Origin of the sequence: Tenacibaculum sp. HL-MS23, assembly GCF_032463465.1 — a bacterium.
GTDB classification, from domain to species: domain Bacteria; phylum Bacteroidota; class Bacteroidia; order Flavobacteriales; family Flavobacteriaceae; genus Polaribacter; species Polaribacter bernardetii.
The window spans coordinates 1,492,808-1,518,337 of the sequence record NZ_CP135989.1; the positions used below are offsets into that span (position 1 = coordinate 1,492,808).

General features: G+C 31.0%; 20 protein-coding genes and 2 tRNA genes. 16 read left to right on the plus strand and 6 right to left on the minus strand.

Annotated features, from left to right (window positions below; all coding sequences use genetic code 11):
* Nucleotides 1-32 precede the first annotated feature (32 nt).
* The gene (metK, locus tag RRF68_RS06935) at nucleotides 33-1,289 is read right to left on the minus strand and encodes a methionine adenosyltransferase (protein ID WP_218771403.1); all 1,257 of its coding nucleotides are present in this window, start codon (nucleotides 1,287-1,289) and stop codon (nucleotides 33-35) included.
* 313 nt (nucleotides 1,290-1,602) lie between these two features.
* Here metK and trxA point away from each other — a divergent pair, with 313 nt between their 5' ends.
* The 14 genes from trxA (at nucleotide 1,603) to RRF68_RS07005 (ending at nucleotide 14,524) form a co-directional block, all read left to right on the plus strand.
* A complete protein-coding gene (gene trxA, locus RRF68_RS06940; protein WP_218771404.1) occupies nucleotides 1,603-1,920 on the plus strand; it encodes a thioredoxin in 318 nt (105 codons plus the stop codon).
* Between the two features lie 70 nt (nucleotides 1,921-1,990).
* The gene (locus RRF68_RS06945; protein ID WP_315943896.1) at nucleotides 1,991-2,914 is read left to right on the plus strand and encodes a DUF58 domain-containing protein; all 924 of its coding nucleotides are present in this window, start codon (nucleotides 1,991-1,993) and stop codon (nucleotides 2,912-2,914) included.
* 58 nt (nucleotides 2,915-2,972) lie between these two features.
* Nucleotides 2,973-3,046: transfer RNA gene (locus RRF68_RS06950), tRNA-Asp, on the plus strand.
* A 44-nt stretch (nucleotides 3,047-3,090) separates the two neighbouring features.
* A tRNA-Asp gene (locus RRF68_RS06955) sits at nucleotides 3,091-3,164 on the plus strand.
* Between the two features lie 216 nt (nucleotides 3,165-3,380).
* Entirely contained in the window at nucleotides 3,381-6,185 is a 2,805-nt protein-coding gene (locus RRF68_RS06960; RefSeq protein WP_315943897.1) for a M16 family metallopeptidase, read from the plus strand.
* Nucleotides 6,186-6,532: 347 nt separating this feature from the next.
* Nucleotides 6,533-7,360, plus strand: a complete 828-nt coding sequence (locus RRF68_RS06965; RefSeq protein WP_315943898.1) for a prephenate dehydratase — start codon at nucleotides 6,533-6,535, stop codon at nucleotides 7,358-7,360.
* Nucleotides 7,357-8,499: a pyridoxal phosphate-dependent aminotransferase gene (locus tag RRF68_RS06970; RefSeq protein WP_218771408.1), complete on the plus strand. Its 1,143-nt coding sequence runs from the start codon at nucleotides 7,357-7,359 to the stop codon at nucleotides 8,497-8,499. Before RRF68_RS06965 ends, RRF68_RS06970 begins: the two co-directional genes overlap by 4 nt.
* Nucleotides 8,500-8,565: 66 nt before the next feature.
* Nucleotides 8,566-9,414 carry a prephenate dehydrogenase gene (locus tag RRF68_RS06975; protein ID WP_315943899.1) on the plus strand — a complete coding sequence of 283 codons (849 nt, stop codon included), beginning with the start codon at nucleotides 8,566-8,568 and terminating at the stop codon, nucleotides 9,412-9,414.
* Between the two features lie 102 nt (nucleotides 9,415-9,516).
* Nucleotides 9,517-10,599: a bifunctional 3-deoxy-7-phosphoheptulonate synthase/chorismate mutase type II gene (locus RRF68_RS06980; protein ID WP_218771410.1), complete on the plus strand. Its 1,083-nt coding sequence runs from the start codon at nucleotides 9,517-9,519 to the stop codon at nucleotides 10,597-10,599.
* Between the two features lie 425 nt (nucleotides 10,600-11,024).
* On the plus strand, nucleotides 11,025-11,990 hold the full coding sequence (gene rsgA, locus RRF68_RS06985) for a ribosome small subunit-dependent GTPase A (protein WP_218771411.1): 966 nt from the start codon (nucleotides 11,025-11,027) through the stop codon (nucleotides 11,988-11,990).
* Nucleotides 11,991-12,443, plus strand: a complete 453-nt coding sequence (gene dtd, locus RRF68_RS06990; protein ID WP_218771412.1) for a D-aminoacyl-tRNA deacylase — start codon at nucleotides 11,991-11,993, stop codon at nucleotides 12,441-12,443. It abuts the gene before it with no gap.
* A gap of 11 nt (nucleotides 12,444-12,454) precedes the next feature.
* The gene (locus RRF68_RS06995; RefSeq protein ID WP_315943900.1) at nucleotides 12,455-13,099 is read left to right on the plus strand and encodes a TatD family hydrolase; all 645 of its coding nucleotides are present in this window, start codon (nucleotides 12,455-12,457) and stop codon (nucleotides 13,097-13,099) included.
* Nucleotides 13,096-13,812: a tRNA threonylcarbamoyladenosine dehydratase gene (locus RRF68_RS07000; RefSeq protein WP_315943901.1), complete on the plus strand. Its 717-nt coding sequence runs from the start codon at nucleotides 13,096-13,098 to the stop codon at nucleotides 13,810-13,812. The genes RRF68_RS06995 and RRF68_RS07000 overlap by 4 nt, the downstream gene beginning before the upstream one ends.
* 67 nt (nucleotides 13,813-13,879) lie before the next feature.
* Complete coding sequence (locus tag RRF68_RS07005) at nucleotides 13,880-14,524, plus strand: YceI family protein (RefSeq protein ID WP_275315716.1); 645 nt, start codon at nucleotides 13,880-13,882, stop codon at nucleotides 14,522-14,524.
* A gap of 47 nt (nucleotides 14,525-14,571) precedes the next feature.
* Here RRF68_RS07005 and lipB read toward each other — a convergent pair whose 3' ends face one another.
* Nucleotides 14,572-15,276 (minus strand): lipoyl(octanoyl) transferase LipB, encoded by a 705-nt coding sequence (gene lipB / locus RRF68_RS07010; protein ID WP_315943902.1) that lies wholly within the window; start codon nucleotides 15,274-15,276, stop codon nucleotides 14,572-14,574.
* Nucleotides 15,277-15,357: 81 nt separating this feature from the next.
* Between lipB and RRF68_RS07015 the strand changes: the two genes are divergently transcribed.
* Nucleotides 15,358-20,121: a GEVED domain-containing protein gene (locus RRF68_RS07015; protein ID WP_315943903.1), complete on the plus strand. Its 4,764-nt coding sequence runs from the start codon at nucleotides 15,358-15,360 to the stop codon at nucleotides 20,119-20,121.
* A 66-nt stretch (nucleotides 20,122-20,187) separates the two neighbouring features.
* Here the strand turns inward: RRF68_RS07015 and RRF68_RS07020 are convergent, their stop codons facing one another.
* From RRF68_RS07020 to RRF68_RS07035, 4 genes are all read right to left on the minus strand, one after another.
* Nucleotides 20,188-22,956, minus strand: coding sequence for a TonB-dependent receptor (locus RRF68_RS07020; RefSeq protein WP_315943904.1), 2,769 nt, complete (start codon nucleotides 22,954-22,956; stop codon nucleotides 20,188-20,190).
* Between the two features lie 20 nt (nucleotides 22,957-22,976).
* Nucleotides 22,977-23,816, minus strand: a complete 840-nt coding sequence (locus RRF68_RS07025) for a GLPGLI family protein (protein WP_218771419.1) — start codon at nucleotides 23,814-23,816, stop codon at nucleotides 22,977-22,979.
* A gap of 72 nt (nucleotides 23,817-23,888) precedes the next feature.
* The gene (locus RRF68_RS07030) at nucleotides 23,889-24,719 is read right to left on the minus strand and encodes a GLPGLI family protein (RefSeq protein WP_315943905.1); all 831 of its coding nucleotides are present in this window, start codon (nucleotides 24,717-24,719) and stop codon (nucleotides 23,889-23,891) included.
* A gap of 2 nt (nucleotides 24,720-24,721) precedes the next feature.
* Entirely contained in the window at nucleotides 24,722-25,078 is a 357-nt protein-coding gene (locus RRF68_RS07035; RefSeq protein WP_315943906.1) for a hypothetical protein, read from the minus strand.
* 122 nt (nucleotides 25,079-25,200) lie between these two features.
* Here RRF68_RS07035 and RRF68_RS07040 point away from each other — a divergent pair, with 122 nt between their 5' ends.
* Nucleotides 25,201-25,506 (plus strand): hypothetical protein, encoded by a 306-nt coding sequence (locus tag RRF68_RS07040; protein ID WP_315943907.1) that lies wholly within the window; start codon nucleotides 25,201-25,203, stop codon nucleotides 25,504-25,506.
* Nucleotides 25,507-25,530: the final 24 nt, after the last annotated feature.

Genomic DNA, 25,530 nt, shown 5'->3' on the forward strand with positions numbered 1-25,530 from the left:
CTTTTTTTATTATAAGTAATTCCTAATGGTTTTTATAAACCGAAACTCTCTTTTACTTTCGCTACATAATCTAGCTTTTCCCAAGTAAATGTTTCAATTTCTCGCTCAACAGTTTCTCCCATTGGGTTAGAAAATGTTACTGTTTTCTTTTCTGGTGTTCTTCCCATATGCCCGTAAGCAGCAGTTTCTGAATAAATAGGTGATCTTAGCTTTAAACGTTGTTCGATAAAGTATGGACGCATATCAAAAATAGTTTCTACTATTTTACTTATTTCTCCGTCTGTTTTATCAATCGTTGCAGTACCATATGTTTCTACATTAATACTTGTTGGCTTTGCAACACCAATAGCATAAGAAACTTGCACTAAAACTTCTTTACATAATCCTGCAGCAACTAAATTCTTTGCAATATGACGTGTTGCATAAGCTCCAGAACGATCTACTTTAGATGGATCTTTTCCTGAAAATGCTCCACCACCGTGTGCTCCTTTTCCTCCATAAGTATCTACAATAATTTTACGTCCTGTTAAACCAGTATCTCCATGAGGGCCACCAATTACAAAAACTCCTGTTGGGTTAATGTGGTACGTAATACTATCAGTAAATAATTTTTGAATATTAGCTGGTAATTTTGCAACAACTCTTGGAATTAAGATTGACACAATATCAGACTTGATTTTAGCTAACATTACATCATCATTTTCATCAAAATCATCATGTTGTGTAGAAATAACAATCGCGTCAATTCTTTGCGGCACATTATCATCAGAATACTCAATAGTTACCTGAGATTTCGCATCTGGTCGTAAATAAGTAATATCGCTATTCTCTCTACGCAACTCAGCTAACTCAATTAACAAACGATGAGACAATTCTAATGCCAATGGCATATAGTTTTCAGTTTCATCGGTTGCGTAACCAAACATCATTCCTTGATCTCCTGCTCCTTGATCTTCTGGATTTGCTCTTACAACACCTTGGTTAATATCTGGTGATTGCTCATGAATTGCAGAAAAAACTCCACAAGAACTACCATCAAACATATATTCGCTTTTGGTATACCCTATTTTGTTAATTACATCTCTTGCAATTTGCTGAACATCTAAATATGTTTTAGATTTCACTTCTCCTGCCAACACTACCTGACCTGTGGTAACTAATGTTTCACAAGCAACTTTCGATGTAGGATCAAAAGCTAAAAAATTATCGATTAAAGCGTCAGAAATCTGATCAGCTATTTTATCCGGATGTCCCTCAGAAACACTTTCTGAAGTAAATAAATATGACATAAAAATTCTTTTTAAAAAATTAAATAAAAGAAAAACTTGGATTGCTTGGTCGCTTAAAGGAGTAGATAATTACTGCTTTAGCATTTTATTTATGAACTCGCGTTCAAAGAGGTTGCAATCAGTCAAATTTTTCCTCAAAATTATACTGCAAAGTTATGCATTATTTAACACACAGAAAAACAAACGGCTAAGGAAATAGAAACTATTGATGCTACAATAATAAAAAGTAATTTTCGTAAAATTGTTTTGGTGATTTTTTTGATTACTTTTGTAGTGTAAAAATAAGACATTAACTTAATTAAAACATAACAAAATGGCATTAGAAATTACAGATGCAAACTTCGAAGAAGTAGTATTAAAATCAGACAAACCAGTATTAGTTGATTTTTGGGCAGCTTGGTGTGGACCTTGTAGAATGGTTGGGCCAATTGTAGATGAAATTCATACTGAATACGACGGTAAAGCAGTTGTTGGTAAGGTTGATGTTGACAACAATCAAGAATTTGCAGCTAAATATGGTGTTAGAAACATACCTACTGTATTAATCTTTAAAAACGGAGAAGTTGTAGACAAGCAAGTTGGTGCAGCTCCTAAAAAAGCATATACTGATAAAATTGATGCCGCTATATAAATAGTGCATTCATAATATATTATTAAAAAAGGTTTGGCTAACGCTAAACCTTTTTTTATTTTAGAGCTATATGATTGATTTAAAAAATACTTCATCAGAAATAAAAAACTTAGAGCTACTTGCCAAACAAGTTGTTGAAGGTTTTATTACTGGAATGCATAAAAGTCCGTTTCACGGATTCTCTGTAGAGTTCTCAGAACACAAACTATATAATAAAGGAGAAAGCACCCGCCATATAGATTGGAAGTTATTTGCAAAGACCGAAAAACTATATATTAAGAAGTACGAAGAAGAAACCAATTTACGTTGTCATTTAATTATAGACAATTCTGCCTCGATGCACTACCCTATTCTAAAAAACCAATCTATACATAATTTAAACAAAATTGGTTTTTCTGCAGTTGCTGCTGCATCGTTAATAGAAATTTTAAAAAAACAACGAGATGCGGTAGGTTTAAGTATTTATTCTGACACTTACGAATACTATGCTCCAGAAAAAGGAAGCGAGCGTCACCGTAAGATGTTATTAAACCAATTAGAAAGTTTACTTACCTCCAATTCTAAAGCATCAACAGAAACCTATAAGTATTTGCATGAAATTGCAGAAAACATTCATAGGCGTTCTTTAATTTTTCTTTTTACAGATATGTTTCAAACATCAAAAGATGACGAAGAACTTTTCGATGCCTTAAAACACTTAAAATTTAACAAACACGAAGTGATATTGTTTCATACTTATGATAAAAAAACAGAATTTTCATTCAATTTCGACAATAAACCTAAAAAATTTATTGATGTAGAAACTGGAGATGAAATAAATTTACATGCCGAGAATGTACAAGAAGATTACACAAATTTAAGCTCTAAATTTTTCAATAATCTAAAAAACAAATGCTTACAATATAAAATAGATTATATACCTGTTGATATAAATGAAGGGTACAATAAAGTACTAACTGCTTATCTTATCAGCAGACAAAAAAAATATAATTAATTTCTTTTTTATTTAATAAAAGGTCTTATATTTGCAACCGCTTAGAGCAATTAGCAACGGTCTGGTAGTTCAGCTGGTTAGAATACCTGCCTGTCACGCAGGGGGTCGCGGGTTCGAGTCCCGTCCAGACCGCAAAATTATCTAAGCAATAATTATAGTACAATGCTACAAGCAACGGTCTGGTAGTTCAGCTGGTTAGAATACCTGCCTGTCACGCAGGGGGTCGCGGGTTCGAGTCCCGTCCAGACCGCAAAAAGCTTCTCATTTATTTGAGAAGCTTTTTTAGTTTTAAAAACACTCTACACTTCAATACCAACTACAACTTAATTTATTTCTTTTTCAATTAAAACTAATTATTTAGTTACTAGCTTCAATCCTTTTTTTTATATTAGCGTGTTCTTAGTATTTTGATGTTTACTAAAAACAGCTTAAAAAAGAACATCAATAATCATATAAAAAATTAAAAATGAAGAAAATTTTATTACTGGCTTTATGCATTGCCTTCAATTACAATGCAATAGCCCAAAGCATGAGTTTAGAAACCCCTTTACCTGAAGAACAGAGTATTAAAAAAGGCGTTTTAGAAAACGGACTAACCTACTATATTCACAAAACTACCGTTACTAAAGATGTTGCTAGTTATTACATCATACAAAATGTAGGTTCTGTTTTAGAAAAAGATAATCAACAAGGATTGGCTCACTTTTTAGAGCACATGGCTTTTAACGGAACTAAAGACTTTCCTGGAAAAGGAATCTTAGACAAAATGCAAGAACACGGACTTGTATTTGGTAGAGATATTAATGCATACACTTCTTTTGATGAAACTGTTTATAATGTAAATAATATACCTACAACACCTGAATTAATAGACACTGGTTTATCTATACTACATAACTGGTCTAACTATTTATCTTTAACTGAAAAAGAAATTGATTCAGAAAGAGGTGTTGTTAAAGAAGAATGGAGAACGCGCCAAAACGGTGGTATGCGTGTATTACAGCAAACTATTGGTACAATGTTTAACAACTCTATCTATTCAGAGCGTTTACCTATTGGTAAAATGGATGTTATAGAAGGTTTTGAATATAAAGCTTTACGCGATTTTTATCACGACTGGTACAGAACAGATTTACAAGCTATTGCTATTATTGGTGATGTAAATGTTGATGAAATTGAAGCTAAAATTAAAAAATTATTTTCAACTATACCTGCTGTAAAAAACCCTATCAAACGTACAGAAGTTCGTATTTCAGATAATGAAGAACTTATTTATGATATGGCAATGGACAAAGAAGTTACTTCTTCGAGTATTGCTTTCGGTATTCGTCATGACAAGTCTTTAAAAAATGAAACTATTGCCGATTTAAAAGAAAGCCTTTTAAACGGTATGGCAACATCAATTATTTCTACAAGATTAAACGAAATCAACCAAAAACCAGATTCACCTCTTTTATTTGCTTCTGTACGTTACGGTAGTCTTTCTAGATTAAACAATGAGTTTAGTGCTCGTATTGTACCAAAACCAAACATGCAACATAAAGCATTTGAATTGGTTATTTCTGAAATTAACAGAGCTGTTAAATTCGGATTTACAAAAGCTGAAATAAGCAGAATTATTGCTCAGTATACAAGTTCTTACGAAAACCAAATTGCAGGTTTCGGAAACAGAAGTCATGGTCAGATAGTAAGAGGAATTCAAACTAATTACTTAGAGAATTCTCATATTACAGATATCAAAAAAGAATTTGAAATTGCTAAAGTAATTTTTGGTCAATTAACTCAAAAAGAACTGTTAGCTCAAATTCAAAAATTATATCTTAAAAATAACAGATCTATTGTTGTTACAGGAGTTAAAGGAAACAAAAACTTAACTAAAGAAGAAGCTCTTAAAATCATTACTACTGTTGAGAATGACAAAACATTAAAGGGATACGCTGAAGAAACAAATGTAAAACCTTTAATGTCTGGTGTTAATTTAGTTGCTGGTTCTATTACTTCTGAAGAAGAAGATAAAGAAATTGGTTCAACTATATTTACATTAAGTAACGGAATTCAGGTTCACTATAAATTTGTTGATAAAAACAAGAATGACGTGAACTTAAGTGCTGTTAGTTACGGAGGTCAATCTTTATTAGATGAAGAAGACTTACCATCAACAGTATTATTAGGTAATGTTATTCAAATGTCTGGTTTAGGTGAATTCTCAGCGGTTGATTTACCAAAAGTACTTGCTGGTAAAAAAGCAAGCTCTAGAACAAGTGTTGGAAACACCTCAGAAAGTGTATCAGGATCTTCTTCTACAAAAGATGTTGAAACAATGATGCAATTGGTAAACTTACGTTTTACAAAACCTCGTTTTGACGAAACTTCTTACAAAGTGTTAATGCAACAAGTTGATGCCTTTTTAATTAGAAAGAGCGAACAACTTCAATCTAAAATGCAAGATAGTGTAACAACTATTTTATACGGAAAGAACCATCCTACTGAACGTTTATTTGATAAAAAATTAATGTCTGAAATGTCTTTTGACAAAATGAAGGCTATTTATACAAGTAGATTTGGAAACGCTGGAGATTTTAAATTCTTTATCGTAGGAGATGTAAGTAAAGAAACTATAAAACCTTTATTAGAAAAATACATTGCTAGCATACCTACAACCAATGAAAGAGAAGAATGGAAAGACAATTCGGTAGATTGGATTAACAACAAAATTGATAAGGATGTATTTTTAGAAATGAAAGACCCTAAAACTTCTGTTCGTGTAGTAATTAAAAACGACATGAAATATTCTTTAAAAAACTCAATTTTAATGAGAGCTATGGGAGACGTGTTACAATTACGTTATACAGAATCTTTAAGAGAAGAAGAAGGAGGAACTTATGGTGCTAGAACTAGAGGTTCTATTTCTAGAAGACCAACTCAAGAAGCTACAATATCTGTAAATTTTGATTGTAATCCTGACTTAGCTGAAAAGTTAATCGCGATTGTTCACAAAGAAATTAAAGCACTAGAAAGTGGTGATATTAAACAAGCTGATTTAGACAAAACACTTGCTAACTTCTTAAAAGCTAGAGAAGAAAGCAAAAACTACAATAGATTTGAAATGAGTTTATTAAAAAACTCTGTGTTAGAAGGATATAACATGAATGATCCTAAAAACTATGAAGACATTGTAAAGTCGATAACTATTAAAGATTTAAAAAACATCACAAAGAAGTTATTGAAAGATAGCAAATCTTACGAAATTGTTTTTAAACCTAAAAAGTAAAAAATAATTATTTTAGAAAGAGCGCCTCATAATTGAGGTGCTTTTTTTATGTCTATATTTTTCTATTGACCCCTCTAAAAATCAACTTACGCTTGCAGAAAAACATCATCTCGCTGCATTCAAGGTTCTTAATAAAAATACTTTTTGAATTAAATATTTGTTTTTCTCATTTTAATCTTTAGATTTGTTTCGTACAAGAAATACAAAAATGATATTACAAAATACTTGGCAAGGTTTCTATTTTTACTTTTATTTTTTAAATAAGAGCTGAGACTTTATACCATATTTTTAACCAACAATATAAATTATAAAGCCTCGATGTATCGAGGCTTTTTTTTTGATCAAAAATGAAACAAACAATCGCTATTCAAGGAGCAGAAGGATCTAATCATCATAAAGTTGCTCGCAATTTTTACGGTACAACAATTCAATTAAAAGAATGCATGTCTTTTGATTTTTTAGTGGATAGCTTATTAAATAAAACAGCCACTATTGGTATTATGGCGTTAGAAAACACAATAGCTGGTTCTATAATTCCAAACTATGCTTTAATTGATAAAAATAATTTACACATTATCGGAGAAGAATATTTAAATATTCACCATCATTTAATGGCGCTTCCAAATCAAAAAATTACAGATATTAAAGAAGTTTGTTCGCATCCAATGGCATTATTACAATGCAAGGAATTCTTTAAAAAATATCCACATATAAAATTAGTAGAAGATGTAGATACAGCTGAAGTTGCTAAAAGAATTTCAACAAATAAATTAAAAGGAGTTGCCGCTATTGCCCCAAAAACTGCAGCCGATATTTTTGATTTACATATTATCGAAGATGAAATTCAGACTATAAAAGACAATGCTACACGATTTGTAATCATACAAACAACAGCTCCTAATAATGGAATAAATGAAATAAACAAAGCCTCTTTAAAATTTCAGTTAGATCATAAAAGAGGAAGTTTAGCAGCCATTTTAAATGTATTGAGCGACTGCAAAATGAATTTAACTAAAATACAATCGCTTCCGGTAATAGAATCACCATGGAAATATTCATTCTTTGTTGATGTTACTTTTAATGATTATAAAGATTACCAAAAAGCAATCGCTATTATAAAAATTATGGCATTAGAAACAAAAGTATTAGGAACCTACAAAAACGGAAGAAAATGATTCAACCAGCAAAAAGATTAGAAACCGTTCAGGAATACTATTTCTCTAAAAAATTAAGAGAAGTTAGAGCGCTAGCTGCTGCCGGAAAACCCATAATTAATATCGGAATTGGAAGTCCGGATTTACAACCACCAACTAAAGTTATAACAGCAATTCAACAAAGTTTTAATGATGAAATTGCACATAAATATCAAAGTTACCAAGGCTTACCAGAGTTAAGAAATGCAATTAGTAAATTCTACAAACTGCAGTTTAAAGTTGCTTTGAATCCCGAAAACGAAATACTTCCTTTAATGGGAAGTAAAGAAGGTGTGATGCATATTTCTATGGCTTTTTTAAATGAAGGCGATAAAGTTTTAATTCCGAATCCGGGATACCCAACCTATACTTCTGTCACAAAGTTAATAGGCGCCGAACCTATTTTTTATAATTTAAGTGATCAGAATGATTGGCAGCCAGATTTTGAGGAACTAGAAAAGTTAGATTTAGCTGATGTAAAAATTATGTGGGTAAACTATCCGCATATGCCAACAGGTGTAAACGCAACTATAGCTACTTTTAAAAAACTCATTGCTTTTGGAAAAAAACATCAAATTTTAATTGTAAACGACAATCCGTATAGTTTTATTTTAAATAATAAACCTCTTAGTATTTTACAAATTGATGGCGCTAAAGAAACTGCTTTAGAATTAAATTCTTTAAGCAAAACCTTTAATATGGCCGGTTGGCGAGTTGGTATGGTTTTAGGAAACGCTAATTTTATCAATCAAGTTTTAAAAGTAAAAAGCAATATGGATTCTGGTATGTTTTTCGGAATTCAAAAAGGAGCAATTGAAGCCTTACAGTTATCTGATGATTGGTTTTCAGAACAAAATAAAATTTATGAAGAACGCAGAGATTTAGTATTTCAACTAGCAGATAAATTAAACTGTACTTATAACAAAAACTCAACAGGATTATTTGTTTGGGCAAAAATTCCTGAAGGAAAAACATCCGAAGGAATGGCTGATGAAATTTTATATCAAAAAGATATTTTTATCGCTCCCGGAACCGTTTTTGGTTCTCAAGGAGAAGGCTACATAAGATTTTCATTATGTGTATCAAAAGAAATAATTAAAGAAGCTATCAAAAGAATCTAGCTGTCAACGATACGCTACCTGACAATTCAAATGTCATTTCGAGCGTAGTCGAAAAAAAATAAAAAAATGAACGTATTTGTAATCGGTGTTGGTTTAATTGGCGGAAGCATGGTTTTAGATATTCAAAGAGAATATCCTCAAGCTATTATTTACGGAATTGATGCGAACGAAAACCATTTAAACAAGGCCAAAGAAATTGGTGTAATTAACCATAAAGCAACATTTAACGATTTAAAGAAAGCGGCTATTGTAATTATTTCTGTTCCTGTTGATGTTCAGCTAGAGATACTACCTAAAATATTAGATACAATTTCTGATACTTGCTTGGTTTTAGATGTCGGCTCTACAAAAGCTCAAGTATGTGAAGTTGTTAAAAATCATCCGAAGAGAAGGAATTTTTTAGCAACCCACCCTATTGCCGGAACCGAATTTTCAGGACCAACAGCTGCTCATGAAAATTTATTTCAACAAAAAACAAATATCATTTGTGAGGTTGAGAAAACAGCTTTTAAACTGCAAGAAATTGCTTTAGAAATATTTTCAAAATTAGGAATGCGTATTCGATATATGGATGCAGAATCGCACGATAAACACATCGCCTACGTTTCGCATTTATCACACATAAGTGCTTTTATGCTAGGAAAAACTGTGATAGAGAAAGAAAAAAATGAACGTGATATTTTCGACATGGCGGGTTCGGGTTTTGCCTCTACCGTTCGTTTAGCAAAAAGTTCACCTGCCATGTGGACACCCATTTTTAAACAAAACAAAGAGAATGTAATTGAAACATTAGATGAATATATTAACAATTTACAGCAATTTAAAAAATTGATGTTACAAGACGATTTTACTGAAATTTATAATGAAATGGAAAGTACAAATCACATAAAAAAAATATTAAACGGTATAAAATAAAAGACCAAAATAGTTGTAATTTTGAGCTTTCTTTTGAGTCTAATATACTTTGATTCAAAAAACAAAGTTTGCTTAAAAAAGCAGCACAAATAATTAATTAGAATGGAGAACACAAAAGAGTTAAGAACCTGGTTAAACGACATGAAACTTGCGCACCCATTGGTAATCGCAGGACCTTGTAGTGCAGAAACTGAAGAACAAGTTTTAAAAATTGCTCACGAATTAAAAGATTCTGATGTAAATTATTTTCGTGCTGGAATTTGGAAACCAAGAACTAGACCCGGAAACTTTGAAGGTGTAGGTGCACTAGGCTTAAAATGGTTACAAAAAGTAAAGGCAGAAACAGGTATGAAAACCTGTACTGAAGTTGCAAATGCTGCACACGTAAAATTAGCTTTAGAGCACGATATCGATTTATTATGGATCGGAGCACGATCTACCGTTTCACCTTTTATCATGCAAGAAATTGCGGATGCTTTACAAGGAACAGATAAAATTGTTTTGGTTAAAAACCCTGTAAATCCCGATTTAGCTTTATGGTTAGGTGGAATTGAAAGATTATATACTGCCGGAATTAAAAATTTAGGGGCAATTCACAGAGGATTTTCTACTTACGAGAAATCAAAATACAGAAATATTCCTGAATGGCAATTGGCTATCGAATTTCAAAATAGGTTTCCTGATTTGCCTTTAATTTGCGATCCTTCGCATATTACGGGTAACAGAGATATGATTTTTGATGTTTCGCAAACTGCCTTAGATTTAAATTTTGATGGTTTAATGATTGAAACACATTTCGATCCTGAAAATGCTTGGTCGGACGCTGCTCAGCAAGTAACGCCTGCTAAATTAAAGGATATTATGGAAGATTTAAAGATCCGTAAAGAAACCGAAACTGACTCTTCTTACAGAGAATCTTTAAATAATTTAAGAGCTCAAATAAATGTTGTCGATGATCAGCTTATCGAAATGATGAGTAAAAGAATGAAGGTTGCTGATAAAATCGGACTTTTAAAGAAAGAGAAAAATGTAGCCGTTTTACAATCTAGACGTTGGAATGAAATTTTAGGAAAAATGATTTTAGAAGGTGAAACAAGAGGTTTAAGTGAAGAGTTTGTTTTAAAAATGTTTAAGGCAATTCACCAAGAATCTATCAATCATCAAGAAAAAATTATTAAAGGATAGTTTTAGGGCGTTACCACAAGGGTCAGGCTTTCGTTACTCGCTTTTTTTGCTTTTTAAACAAACAAAAAAGAGCTCAGACAAGTCACTCAATCCTTAACGCGTAACACTTTTTAACAACGTAAATTTTTAATATGAAGAAGATCCTTTAGGCATAAAAAACCTAAAGGATCTTTTTCTTATCACAACTTCATCGTTTTTTATAAATATCCTTTGGGATTCATAATCTAATATTAATGCGTCATTCTGAATTTATTTCAGAATCACATCCATATAATAAACAATAAATTTTAACGAAAACCTGAAACAAGTTCCGGTTAAAGTAAAGCGAGTTATTATAAATTACATACAATCATTTTTTTTGTTATAAAATTGAAAATCAATAGAAGTGTCACCATTATTTTTTAAAAATTTCTCATCTTTGCAATATGACAGGAACGGTATATAAATCTACAGGAAGTTGGTATTTAGTTAAGAGTGAACAGGTTTTATACAAATGCCGTATTAAAGGTAAATTTCGTTTAAAAGGCATTAAAAGTACGAACCCTATTGCTGTTGGCGACAAGGTAGATTTTGATCTTGAAACCAAAAACAATGAAGAAACCGGTGTAATTACCAATATTTACGAACGTGATAACTTTATTGTTCGTAAATCTGTTAACTTATCGAAGCAAACCCATATTATTGCTTCTAACATCGATCAGGTTTTCTTATTAATTACCATTAACAACCCTCCTACTTTTACCACTTTTATTGATCGTTTTTTGGTATCAACAAGAGCTTATCGAATCGATACTATTTTAGTTTTTAACAAAATAGATTCTTACGAAATAGAAGAACGTGGAGAGATTTTATACTTAAAAGATATTTACGAAACTATCGGTTATAAATGTATAGAAGTATCTGCTAAAGAAAACACAAATGTTGATCTGATTAAAAAAATGATGCTCGAAAAAACATCTATGTTTGTTGGGCATTCGGGAGTCGGAAAAACAACTTTAGTAAATGCTATTGATGCTTCTTTAAATTTAAAAACCAAAGAAATTTCTGATCAACATAATCAAGGAAAACACACCACTACATTTGCTGAAATGTTCGATTTAAATCTCGAAAACTCACAAGATGCAAGAATTATTGATACGCCAGGTATTAAAGGTTTTGGTGTTGTTGATATTGATAAAGAGGAGTTAGGTGATTATTTTCCTGAGTTTTTTGCGTTAAAGCAAGATTGTAAATTCAATAATTGCATTCACGTAAACGAGCCAAAATGTGCTGTAAAAGATGCTTTAGAAGAAGATACTGTTTCGTGGTCTCGCTATAAAAGTTATTTGCAAATTTTAGAAGGAGAAGAAGAACATTATCGTACTGATATTTGGGAAAAAGATCAAGAATAAATGAAAGCAGTTATTCAAAGAGTATCTAAAGCAAACGTAACTATTGAAGGTGTAAAAGTTGCCGATATTAAAAGCGGACTACTTATTCTTATAGGTATTACGAATGAGGATGCGAAAGAAGATATTGATTGGTTATCTAAAAAAATAAACAATCTCCGTATTTTTAATGATGCTAATGGCGTTATGAATAAATCGTTAATTGATAGCTTAGGTGATGCTATTATTGTAAGTCAATTTACTTTACAAGCTTCTACTAAAAAAGGCAATCGCCCAAGCTATATAAAAGCTGCAAAACCAGAAATTGCAATACCTTTATATAAAGAATTCATACATCAGTTTGAAAAAAATTTAGGTAAAAAAGTACAAACAGGTGAGTTTGGTGCCGATATGAAAGTTGAATTATTAAACGATGGTCCTGTTACTATTATTATCGATACTAAAGACAAGGTGTAAAAATGTTGATTATGAAATTTATCAACGTACATACGCATCATAAATCTAATGACAATTCAACGATATCAATTTTAAATTGTGAGCCCAAATCAATAGATTTTAGCATTCCTTTTTCTATCGGAATTCATCCATGGAATATTAATGAGGAAAAAATTGATCCCGAAATTAATTTTATCGAACAACAATTACAACTTAAAAACTGTTTTGCTATTGGCGAATGTGGTTTAGATAAGTTATGTAAAACGGATTATGAACTTCAATTAACCGTTTTTAAAAAACAGGTTCATTTATCAGAAAAATATCAAAAACCATTAATCATACATTGTGTAAAATCATTTGAAGAGATATTTCATTTAAAAAAGACACTAAAACCTCAACAAAAATGGATTATCCATGGTTTTAACAAAAACAGTCAAGTAGCTTTATCCCTAATAAAAAATGGTTGTTTTTTATCCTTCGGAAAAGCATTAACTATTGCTACTAAATTGCAAAAAACTTTTAAAGAGATTTCTTTAGATGCTGTTTTTTTAGAAACTGATTCCGATGAAATTGATATTATTTCTATTTACCAAAAAGCAGCTTCAATAAAAGAGCTAAAAGTTGAAGAATTAACAAGAAAAATACATCAAAATTTTAATACAATATTTATAAAATGAGTTGGTTAGAGAGAACGGAATTATTAGTTCAGAAAGAAGGTATTGAAAAGCTTCATAATGCAAATATTTTAATTGTTGGCTTGGGTGGTGTTGGTTCTTTTGCAGCAGAATTTATAGCAAGAGCTGGTGTTGGTAAAATGACAATTGTAGATGGTGATGCTTTTGATGAAACAAATATAAACAGGCAACTTCCCGCCTTAAAAAGCACCATTGGAAAATCGAAAACTGCCATAGTAGCTGAAAGAATTAAAGATATAAACCCTGAAATAGAACTAAAGGTATTGGAGGAGTTTTTATCACCAGACAGTGCTTTTGAAATAATCAACAAGGAATACGATTATGTTTTAGATTGTATTGATAGTATTACACCTAAAATTAATTTAATTGTTGCGGCTAGAAGAAAAAAAGTAAAACTAATAAGCTCCATGGGTGCCGGTGGAAAGTTAGACGCAAGCAAGGTTGTTATTAAAGATATTAGCAAAACTAAGAACTGTAAAATGGCGCGCGCACTAAAAAAGAGGTTAAAAGAACTAAATGTTAACAAAGGTGTAATGGCTGTTTATTCTGAAGAAGTTCAAATACCTGAAAGTTTACAACTTACAAACGGTACAAATTTTAAAAAATCTTTTTACGGAACCATTAGTTATATGCCTGCTGCTTTTGGTTTACAAGCAAGTTCGTTTGTTATAAATAAAATCTTAACAAAAAAATAACTTCCACGGAAACTATTTTTTAATTACATTTGTTGTCAATAAAATCAATAATTAAAAATCAATCATAATGAAAAAATCAATTTTAGCCATTGCTCTTATAGCAATTACTGCTGTTTCTTGTAAATCAGAAAAAAATAAAGTAACTGCTAACGAAGAAGTTAAAGACGTTAAGAAAGTAGAAAATGTAATTAATTCTTACAAAGCAAACGTTGCTGAATCTACTGTTACTTGGAAAGGAAACAAACCAACAGGTTCTCATAACGGAGTTGTTAGTATCGAAAAAGGTTTATTTGATATTAAAGACGGTGTTCTTAATTCAGGTGAATTTGTTATTAATATGAATTCTATTTCTTGTTTAGATTTAGAAGCTGGTAACGGTAAAGAAAAATTAGAAGGGCATTTAAAAAATGCTGATTTTTTCGATGTTGAGAAGTTTCCTACTGCTAAATTTGTAGTTGCTAGTTCAGAAACAAAAGATGGTAAATTACATGTAACTGGTAATTTAACACTTAGAGGAACTACAAAAAGCATTACAATTCCTGCAACAGTAACTGAAAACGAAGGTACTGCTACTTTTAAAAGTGATGTTTTTAGTATTGACAGAACTGATTTTGGAGTAACCTATAGTTCTAAAAAGTTTGACGCTGCTTTAAAAGATAAATTCATTAACGACTTAATGGAACTTTCTTTTGATATTAAAGCTCAAAAATAATTTTAGAATTCCAGATAAAAAAAGGGTTGACAATGTCAACCCTTTTTTTATGCTTTAATATATTCTTCAACCTCGAAGAGTGTTTTAAAATGTTTTAATATTTTTTCTTTTACTTCTTCTTCAGATATTTTTTTACCGAGTTCAACTTCCATCGAAGTAACCGCTTTACCTCTAATTCCACAAGGTATAATATTATCGAAATACCCTAAGTTTACATTTACATTCAAAGCAAAACCATGCATGGTAACCCACCTACTTGCACGAATTCCCATAGCGCAAATTTTTCTAGCAAATGGTGTTCCAACTCCAAGCCAAACTCCCGTTTCACCTTCACTGCGTTCTCCTATTAAGCCATATTCTGCTATCGTTAATATAATTGCTTCTTCTAGTAAACGTAAGTATTTATGTATGTCTGTAAAGAAATTCTCAAGATCAATAATAGGATAACCTACTATTTGCCCGGGACCGTGATACGTTATATCTCCTCCCCTATTAATTTTATAAAAAGTAGCATTTTTTTCTTTTAACCCATCTTCATTTAACAATAAGTTGCTCATATCGCCAGACTTACCTAATGTATAAACATGCGGATGTTCTACTAACAAAAAATGATTTGGTGTTATAATTCCATTAACATTATTTCTTTTTTGCCTTTTTAAAGAAACAATTTCATCTAACAGCTGAGCCTGATAATCCCAAGTATCTTTATAATCTTTTTGGCCTAAATCACTGACTCTTATTTTTTTATTCATAAATTTGTATATAAACAAGTCCCCAAAGGTAGGGAAAATTAGCTTTAAGCTGTTATATTCATACCGATTAACTAAATAATTATGATTAAAAAAACCACACTTTTAGTAGTATTATTTTTCACTTTTTTTGCTAGTAATTCATTCTCTCAAAATTATTGGAATAGCACGGCTCAAAAAGTCGGTTCTTTTCAAAAGAACGAAATTCTTGCTAGAGACGACAACCCTGAAAAATATGCTTTAGCATCTTTAAACTTAGATGGCTTTAAAAATCATTTAGTTAATTTGAAATCAAAAAGCGGTAAAAATATAATTACACTTCCAAACTCTAAAGGAGTGTTAAAGCGCTTTTTAATTCAAGAAACAGCATATTTAGCACCTAAATTAGCTGCAAAATTCCCGATGATTAAATCATATTCTGCTCAAGGAATTGATGATCCTACTGCAGTTGCTAAAATTAGTATTGGTACCAATGGTTTTCATGCGTTAATTCATTCAGGAAAAGAAAGCACCATATATATAGACCCGTTTACGAAAGATCAAAAACAATATCTTGTTTATAAGCGAGAAGATTTAATTTCTACTAAAAATGATTTTTCTTGTGAAATTAAAACATCTGCTAATAAAATAGTCGCATCAACAAACTTAAAAAGAAATGCAAACGACGGTCAATTAAGAACTTTTAGAATTGCAATTGCAGCTACTGGTGAATACTCTCAGTTTCATATCAATAGGGAAGGTGTGCCAAATACAGCGACTGACGCTGTAAAAAAAGCAACCGTTTTATCTGCTATGAATACAACTATAACCAGAGTAAACGCTGTTTACGAAAAAGATTTAGCTGTTAGGATGATTATTGTAAACGACAACGATAAATTAATATTTTTAGATGCTGCTACAGATGATTTAACAAATGATAACTCTGATGATTTAATTGATGAAAGTCAGGAAAAATGTGATAATATAATTGGTAATCCTAACTATGATATTGGCCACACATTTAGTACTGGTGGTGGTGGATTAGCATCATTAGGCTCTGTATGTGTTACTGGAGCTAAGGCTAGTGGTATTACCGGAAGCGGTCAACCAGTTAATGACCCTTTTGATATTGATTATGTAGCGCATGAAATCGGACATCAATTCGGAGCAACACATACATTTAATGGAACAGCAGGTAATTGTGGTGGTAATATCGGTGCTACCTCTGTAGAACCTGGAAGTGGTACAACTATAATGGCATATGCAGGTATTTGTTCACCACAAAACGTACAAAACAATAGTGATGATTATTTTCACGCGGTAAGCATTGCTCAAATGTGGGCACACATACAAAACAGAGGTAATTGTGCTACTCAAACAGATACTAATAATGATTCTCCTGTTGCAAATGCTGGTAACGACGTAAGTATTCCTAAATCAACTCCCTTTATATTAAAAGCTACAGCTACAGATGTCCAAGGATTGGCTAGTTTAACATACAACTGGGAACAGATAGATACAGAGTCTGCTAGTATTCCTTTAGAGTCTACAAGTACAGCGGGTCCTACATTTAGGTCCTTACCTTCAAGCTCATCGCCTAACAGGTATTTACCTACATTAGCAAATGTTGTTAGTGGAGCTTCAGATGAATGGATAGTTTTACCCTCTGTTGCTAGAGAGTTAAATTTTGCACTTACTGTTAGAGATAATAATGCTGGTGGTGGTAATTCTGATAGAGATGATATGAAGGTTACAGTAACAAACGCTGAAGCTTTCACAGTTACCGCACCCAATACTAATGTTACTTGGGGTATTGGCTCTTCGCAAAGAATAACTTGGAATCAAGGAACAACAAACCAATCTCCTATAAACTGTAGCATTGTTAACATTAGACTTTCTACCGATGGCGGAGTAACTTTCCCTATTTTATTAAAAGAAAACATAGCAAATGATGGCTCTGAAGATATTACCATACCAAATAACCCAACAACTACTGCGCGTATACTTGTAGAAGCTGCTGATAATATTTTTTATAACGTAAATACAACCAATTTTACAATTAATGATGCAGGACCTACATTTTTAGTATCAAATGAAACCAATCAACAAACAGTTTGTAATACTGGAGGTAACACTGCTGAATATACATTAAACTTTCAGTTTATTAATGGTTTTTCTGAAACGACTACTTTATCTGCTACAAACCTACCTACAGGATCTAATGCTGTTTTTACTCCTACTACTATTAGTACTGACGGAAATGTTGTTATGACTATTAACAGCCTAGACGGAACAGCTCAACAAGAATACACTGTGGTTGTAAATGCTGAATCTACTACTGTTTCGCAAACAGTCAATGCCGCCTTAAAAATAATTGGAACCGATTTTTCTACAATATCTTTATCAACTCCTACAAATACTGCTACAGACATAAGTGTGAATCCTAGTTTTGAATGGGTAGCCGATGCGAATGCTACTTCTTATAATATTGAGGTTGCTACAGATGCTAGTTTTACATCAACCGTAATTAACGAAACAGTAACAACTAACACCTATATTCCTTCAACACCTTTAAGCGGTATTACAAAATACTTTTGGCGAGTAAAACCTATAAATGAGTGTGGCGAAGGTGCTTACTCTGCTACCAATGAATTTACAACAGAAACACCCTCTTATTGTTCTTCTACATTTACGGATGAAGCAAATGGCGCAGAGCACATAACAAATGTAACTTTTAATAGTATTAATAATAATTCTGGAAATGATACTGTAGATGGTTATGAAGATTTTACTTCTATATCTACAGCTGTTAAAAGAACCCAAAGTCACCAAGTTAATGTTACATTTAACACCGCTGGTTATCAAGATCATTGTTATGTTTTTATTGACTGGAACCAAGATTATAAATTCGATAATGATACAGAAAGATATGATTTAGGTAACAAACTAGAAGATGTTGCAACCGCAGCCTTAAACATTAGAGTCCCTGATGATGCTGTGCTGGGGGAAACTCGTATGAGGGTTATTATTGAATATTACCAAGATGGTGCTCCTAATGGTGAAGGTGCTTGTGATACTGATCATACAAGTGAATGGGGAGAAACTGAAGACTATACTATTATAGTTGAAGAAGAGCCACAACCAGATTTTACCTTAACAAATACAACCGGTAATTTATCTATTTGTAATCAAGCTGTAAACGAACAAGTTTTTGCTATTGATTATAAAACATTGTTTGGTTTTAACGAAGATGTTAGTTTTTCTGTTACAGGTATTCCAACAGGTGCTACGAGCTCATTTAGTCCAACATCTGTAAATACTAGTGGTTCTATAGATTTAACACTTTCTAATTTAAACAATGCAACTATTGGTGATTATACCATGACGGTAACAGCAACATCAACTTCTGTTACAAAATCTATCGATATTATTTTTAATGTAAATGATACTATTTGTAAATCCGAAGGAAATACAAGCTCTTTAATCGGTACAACTCTTGTTAATTTTGGAACTATAAATAACAGTTCTGCAAAAACAGCTGGATATTCTGATTTTAAATCAATAGGTACAGAAGTAATAATAGGAAACAGCTATAATTTAACTGTTAATGCAAATTCAGACGGTAATAATACTACAAAAACGTTTGCTTGGATAGATTGGAACCAAAACTGTTTATTTGACGCTGGTGAACAATATGATTTAGGAAATGTAACTAACGCCAATACCGCAACGAGTAATAGTGGCTTGGCAATTGCTATTCCTGAAGATGCTTTAGCAGGAACTACAATCTTAAGAGTTACTACAAAGTCTGCAAACGATAGAGACCCTAGTGCTTGTGAATTAGGTTTTAATGGTGAAGTTGAAGATTATACAATTACGATTACACCAAATTTCACCTTAGAAAACACAACAGGTGGTGGTTCTGTTTGTAATAAAGCAACCAATGAATTTATTTACACGATAGATTATAAAACATTTAATAATTTTAATGAAACGGTTACTTTTACAACCTCTGAACTTCCTGCAAATGCAAGTGCAACCCTAAGCACAGCAACTACTAATACTAATAATACAATTACCGTAACTATTACTAATTTAAATAATGTTGAAAAAGGAGATTATATTTTTAAATTAACAGGAACTTCATCAATAACTAAATCGATTGATATTGTATTAAACGTTAATGATAATCTTTGTAAATCATCTGGTAATACAGCATCTCAAATAAGTATAACCAATGTTACTTTTGGTGAAATTGATAATATATCAACTAAAACAACTGGATATTCTGATTTTACATCAATAGCTACAGGTGCTATTAGAGGAGAAAGCTATGATATAAACACAACTATTAATTCAGACGGAAATAGTGATGTAAAAACATATGCTTGGATTGACTGGAATCAGAACTGTTTATTTGATACTGATGAAGCTTACGACATCACATCTAACAGAGAAGCAATAACAGTTCCTGACGACGCCTTAATTGGTTCAACTACCTTAAGAGTTTCAGCAAAATTAAATGAATTTGCAAGGTCTTGTGAATTAGATTTTAATGGAGAGGTTGAAGATTATACGATAAATATTGAAGAAAGTTTTGCTACAGATAAAAGTTTATTTACCGATTTAAACCTATATCCTGTACCTTCTGAAGGAACAATTACTGTTGATTTTAAAGTAAAAGCTAAAGAATTAACTGTTGTTAGGTTATTCGATTTCGCTGGTAATTTATTAGACAGTCAAAGTTTCTCTACGATTTCAAGTAAATTCAATGAAGAAGTTCAATTTCCTAAAGTAAGTAGTGGTATTTATTTACTGCAAGTACAAAATGATGGGAAATTAATAACTAGAAAAATAATAATTAAGTAATTATTATCATAAATAAAAAAAGCGAGCTATTAAGCTCGCTTTTTTTATTTATGGTAAAATGTACTGCTATAAATTATACTTTATGGTAAACATTGCTATTCTTGGTTGAATTACATAAGTAGAATTACTTACAAGAATATCGTTACTACTGTTTTGATTTAATCCGGCTGAGTCTAATAAATTGGTAGCACTTAGTTTATATTCCCATTTACTATCTTTTTTTTGATAGGTTAAATCAGCTCTTAAAAACCCATATTCATCAATAGTTCTTCCTTCATTAATTACTTTATTAAAAGTATACTTAGATGTAAAGATAAATTCTTTTAAAAAGAAGATATCTAAGTTCGCATAAGGGCTGTGTGTGGTAAACGAATTTTTAATTCCTCCAATATCAGAGTTATTTATTGATACGTTATAACCTACATCAAAATTTGGTGCATTTTTAAAGTTTGTACTAAACCTTGATGTATATGATTGTGATAAGGTTTTTGTTAATCGGTTTGCAGCTACACTCGTTTGACGGTTGGTAATTAAACTGTTCGACTTAGCATGTGATACATTACCACCTAAACGCACTTTAAACTTTCTAAAACTTTTTTGAAAATTTGCTCTCGCAGAAATTGTTTCATCAGGAAAAGCAGAATTTACAGATGTTCTAACACTGTTTACATCAATAAACTGTGTATTACTTTTTATTACATCTATACGTTTGCTATAATTAATAGAACCAAAAATATTAGTGTAATTAAACATATTAAAACTAAAATAATTCAAACTTACATTGTGATATAAAGAATTTTCTAACTCTCTATTACCCGAATATAAACTATTGTAATTATTAAATACATAACCTTCTGCTAACTGATTTACATCTGTAAAATTCGTTTGCATATTATATCTTAATCGTAAAGTTTCAGATTTTTTTAAGCTAATTTTTATCGAAGCATCAGGTAAAATTTTCGTGAAACTATTTTTTACTTCAGAACCTAACTGTGTGTTTTTAGAAATGTAATTATGCGCTGTAAAACCTTGATCAAAAGTAAAAATACCTGTTATAAATTTATAATGTAAACCTGCGTATATATCACTAAATGTAAAATCTACATCATTTTGACTAGTAATTTGACTAATCGTATTTTTGTTACCTCCTAAAATTTCGAAAATATCTGAATTAAATTGTTGGTTACTTTGCGTGGTACCTAAAGTGATATTTAAATTACTTTTAGGGTTTATAATATAAAAGTAATCTAATTTAGCATCAAATTTATTAGTTTTTATTCTCTTATTCTGACCTAAATTAAACGGATTTGCATTTATATCTGCACCTATTAAATTAGCAAAAGATAATTTTTCTAATTCTGCATTGTAAAAAGGATCTTCATCTTGCCATAAATGCAGCGCTTCAAAAGCAAAAATATTTTTTTCATTTAAAGTATAATAATATTTTAAATTTTGATTGATAGAAAACGGACTCTGTTCTGAAATTTGATTAATAGGCACTATTTCATCATCAGCATTTAAATAAGTTCTAGATGACAAGGTGTTTTGCAACTGTTTTTGCTTAGATATTTTAGCAAAAATATCATAATCGAATTGATTATCGTTGTTAGGTTTATAGCTTGAGCTTATTTTAAACAACCCTAAATCACTTGTTTGATTAGTGGTGTTTTCTGTTTGTTCTGTATCAATATATTTAACAGATGCCGGATCGTTTTCGTTATAAGCTGGCACATTATTTCTGTCTACTCCTGCATTAGAATACACACTGCTTGTTGCCTCTTCCATATCTGTTTCATTGCCTGAATAAATTGCAAATCCGCTTAGATCCCATGTTTTCTTTGGAGAATAGCTAAAGTTCACCGCACCAAATTTAGATTCAATTTCTTTTGCTCTATTATTTCTTAGTGTTAAAAACGAAATATCACTAGAACCTACATTAAAATTTGTTCCGTTATTTTCGCTTAAACCTCTAAAACCACCAGTAAATTTAAAATAATCTCTCATTGTAAATGGCACTTCTCCTATGTCATTTACATCGGTTATAATATTTACACTGTATTTTGGATTGTAATAAAATAACTTTGGTGTTGCTATGTATCTGTTATCAGTCATTCCTACACCCAAACCTGCTGTTACTTCTCCAAACCAAAAGTTTTTCTTACCTTCTTTTAATTTGATATTGATTACAATGTTGTCTTCATTATCGGTTACACTACGCATTTGCCCAACTTCACTGTGATTTTTTAAAACCTCAATTTTATCAATAGCATCAGCAGGAATATTTTTTGTTGCTATTTTTGTATCACCATCAAAGAAATCTTTTCCTTCAACCATAATTTTTTTAACAGCCTTACCTTCTACCTCAATTTCACCATCATCATTTACTTCAACCCCTGGAAGATTTTCTAAGACATCTCCTAGTTTTTTTTCTGTTCCGTTTTTAAAACTATCTGCATTATAAACAATCGTATCTCCTTTAATTGTAACGGGCATTTTATAGGTAACATTTACCTCATCTAAACTATCATCTATTCCTAAGCTGATATCTTTAACAACATCAACATCTTCAGTTTTCACAAATACATCAGCTGTTTTAAAACCAATATAACTTACTTTTATATTATAGCTTGTGTTTTTTTTAAGGTTTAATTTATAGTTTCCGTTAGCATCAGTAAAACCATATGAATCTAATTTTTTAGTAACCGTATTAATCGCTATTGCATTTGCCATTTCTAAAGGGCTACCAATACTATCTTTAACAACTCCTTTAAGTGTTATTTGGGCATTAGTAATCCATGTAGTCAATAAAATGACTATTAGTAATATTTTTTTCATGTGTATATTATTTTGTTTTTTTAGAATCGACCGCCTCTTCCGCCGCCTCTTCTTCCACCTCTAAAACGATCTCTCATTTCTTCCATCTTCTCTTTCATCATTTTAGTATATTCTTCTCTAGTAACTTTCTTTCCTTTTTCAGGTTTTTCAATTTCTATTTTTTCAGACGGATTCATTGTTATTTCTGAACATAAAATTGTTGTTCTACCTTCATTAATCTCTAAAATTAAACCAGGTAAACCCCAATAATTTCCAGGACCGTTACTAACAGGTATTTGTGGTGTATACCAAGCGGTAACTAATGTTTGTTTTGGTGATTCCTTTTCAACTTTTGTTGAATCTTTTTTAGCCTCATCTCTTCTAGGTCTTCGCATACTTCTCCAATCAAAAGCATCATTTTCTTTAACTAAAGTTGCTTTATAACAAGTGTAATTACCTATTTGTCTCGTTTCACTTCCTAATTCCCAGTTTGGTTTTTTGGCAGCTTCAGAAATTAAAAAGTTTTTACCAAAAAACTCTGTCGATTCTAATAAGACTCCTTCCTTTACGTTCTTATATTTTGTTCCTCCACCTGAAAAACCACCGAATCTTGAACCCCTTCCTCCTGTTGTTGGTGCTGCTAATTTTTCTTCCTCTTTATAAATTGATTCTTCTCTGGTAAAGCTTAAAACAAATGTTTTTTCCAACATACTTTTCATACGTTGCATAATTTGTTTTTTTCGTTCTTCAGACATTTGTCTTCCTCCAAAATCGCTATTCATTGTTGTTTTGGATTGATACACTGCTTTACCCTGAAAATTAGCCTGTGAAAAAATCGTAATAGAAATACACAGAAAAAAGATGGTTGTAAATTGTTTCATTTTTGCTTTTTAATTTTATAACTCTTAATTGTAATTAAGTGTTAGACTTAACAAAACTGAAAAGGTTTAATTTTAACCTTGTATTTCTATGCTAAATGAATTGCCATCTTTACTTTTACGCTTACTTTTAAAACGTTCCATCATTTCTTTAGAATGCTTTTCCATTATTTTATCAAATTTTTTCTGAGTAACTTTTTTTCCTTTTGATGGTTCTTTAATCTGAACTTTATCTGACGGATTCATTACTATTTCGGTACAAACTATTGTTTGTTTTCCATCTTGAATTTCTAAAATCAACCCTGGCAATCCCCAAAAACTTCCAGGACCGTTACTTACTGCCACTTGTGGTGTATACCAAGCAACAGTTTCTATGGTTACTTTTTCTTTTTTCTCTTCTCTTTCTCCATCAGTCATAGAAAAAGAAGTTCTTGTTTCTTCTCTTTTCTTTGTTGCTTTATAACAAGTATAATTACCTATATTTTTGGTCTCGCTTGTCATTTCCCAATCAAAATCAGTTAGTTTGTCTTTAATAAGAAAACGCTTCCCACTAATTTCAGTTTTATTTACAAATCGTTTATCAGCAATGTTTTTATATAAAACATCGGTTCCACCACCATTACCCATAATTTTAATGCTTACTCCGTTTTGAGCCTGTGGAGCAGATAATGCTGCATTTTGTTTATATGTAGATTCTGTTTTGCTAAAATTTAAAGTATATGTTTTTTGAAATTGTTTTAACAATTGTGCTTGTAATTGTTTTTGAAGGTCTGAATTATTTCCTTTTTTATCTTTCATTTTAAAATCTACCTTTCTATGCGTTTTATAAGTTGCTTTTCCTTGAAAACCTTGTGCATAAATTGAGATACTTAAAAACAGTGTTATTATAGCTATTGCTTTTTTCATTTTTATAAATTTTCCAATATTTTAATTGTTTTCTTTACTACTTTAATTGTTTCATTTAAATCAGACAATTTTCCCTCTACCTGAAAACTATGTTTGTATTTTAAGCTGGAGTCCTTTTTGTTATTCTTAACCTTAAAACCTAAAATTACTTTTTCTTCTTTATCTGTATTTTCGTTAAAGATTTCTTTTACATCATCCCAATTGATATTTTTTAATTCTTTAATAGAATCAACAGTAAACACTAATGTTGTTAATGTTGTTATGTAACTTTCTTCTATTTCTGCTGTTGTTGTATTATCTTCTTGAGAATATATAATGCTAGAGAGACTAATTAATAATATGGTAATAATTTTTTTCATGTTAGTTATCTTTTAAATTCTATACTACAAATATGAACAGATTAATACTTACTTTAAGTTAACCAATGTTAACGAGTGTTAAGCCGTTATTGTAATTACAGCTAACTACTTATCTTTGAAACATGGAAAACAAAAAACATCGTTGGATTTTATATTTTATCATTATAACGATACTAACCACCGTTAGTGTACAGTTGTATTGGAACTATAAAAACTATGAACAAAACAAGCAGCGTGTTTTAAATGAAATTCAACTAAGTTTAGACAATTCAATTGAAGCTTACTACGTAAACCTTTCTAAAAAGAATCATTTTGCGATTATAGAACCTGAAAAACTTACTGCGTCTGATAAATTAAAAAAAGATAAAATTTGGAAAGACGTATTTAAAACATCAGGATTAAAAAAAGAAAAAAGCAAAATCACCTAAAAAAAGACAGCCTTTCTTTTAAAA

Coding starts and splice junctions, on each gene's coding strand:
- dtd (WP_218771412.1), top strand. CDS start 11,991: ATGAAAGCAGTTATTCAAAGAGTATCTAAAGCAAACGTAACTATTGAA.
- RRF68_RS06980 (WP_218771410.1), top strand. CDS start 9,517: ATGGAGAACACAAAAGAGTTAAGAACCTGGTTAAACGACATGAAACTT.
- RRF68_RS07020 (WP_315943904.1), bottom strand. CDS start 22,956: ATGAAAAAAATATTACTAATAGTCATTTTATTGACTACATGGATTACT.
- RRF68_RS07000 (WP_315943901.1), top strand. CDS start 13,096: ATGAGTTGGTTAGAGAGAACGGAATTATTAGTTCAGAAAGAAGGTATT.
- RRF68_RS06970 (WP_218771408.1), top strand. CDS start 7,357: ATGATTCAACCAGCAAAAAGATTAGAAACCGTTCAGGAATACTATTTC.
- RRF68_RS07015 (WP_315943903.1), top strand. CDS start 15,358: ATGATTAAAAAAACCACACTTTTAGTAGTATTATTTTTCACTTTTTTT.
- RRF68_RS07005 (WP_275315716.1), top strand. CDS start 13,880: ATGAAAAAATCAATTTTAGCCATTGCTCTTATAGCAATTACTGCTGTT.
- rsgA (WP_218771411.1), top strand. CDS start 11,025: ATGACAGGAACGGTATATAAATCTACAGGAAGTTGGTATTTAGTTAAG.
- lipB (WP_315943902.1), bottom strand. CDS start 15,276: ATGAATAAAAAAATAAGAGTCAGTGATTTAGGCCAAAAAGATTATAAA.
- RRF68_RS07030 (WP_315943905.1), bottom strand. CDS start 24,719: ATGAAAAAAGCAATAGCTATAATAACACTGTTTTTAAGTATCTCAATT.
- RRF68_RS06960 (WP_315943897.1), top strand. CDS start 3,381: ATGAAGAAAATTTTATTACTGGCTTTATGCATTGCCTTCAATTACAAT.
- RRF68_RS07040 (WP_315943907.1), top strand. CDS start 25,201: ATGGAAAACAAAAAACATCGTTGGATTTTATATTTTATCATTATAACG.
- RRF68_RS06945 (WP_315943896.1), top strand. CDS start 1,991: ATGATTGATTTAAAAAATACTTCATCAGAAATAAAAAACTTAGAGCTA.
- trxA (WP_218771404.1), top strand. CDS start 1,603: ATGGCATTAGAAATTACAGATGCAAACTTCGAAGAAGTAGTATTAAAA.
- metK (WP_218771403.1), bottom strand. CDS start 1,289: ATGTCATATTTATTTACTTCAGAAAGTGTTTCTGAGGGACATCCGGAT.
- RRF68_RS06995 (WP_315943900.1), top strand. CDS start 12,455: ATGAAATTTATCAACGTACATACGCATCATAAATCTAATGACAATTCA.
- RRF68_RS06975 (WP_315943899.1), top strand. CDS start 8,566: ATGAACGTATTTGTAATCGGTGTTGGTTTAATTGGCGGAAGCATGGTT.
- RRF68_RS07025 (WP_218771419.1), bottom strand. CDS start 23,816: ATGAAACAATTTACAACCATCTTTTTTCTGTGTATTTCTATTACGATT.
- RRF68_RS07035 (WP_315943906.1), bottom strand. CDS start 25,078: ATGAAAAAAATTATTACCATATTATTAATTAGTCTCTCTAGCATTATA.
- RRF68_RS06965 (WP_315943898.1), top strand. CDS start 6,533: ATGAAACAAACAATCGCTATTCAAGGAGCAGAAGGATCTAATCATCAT.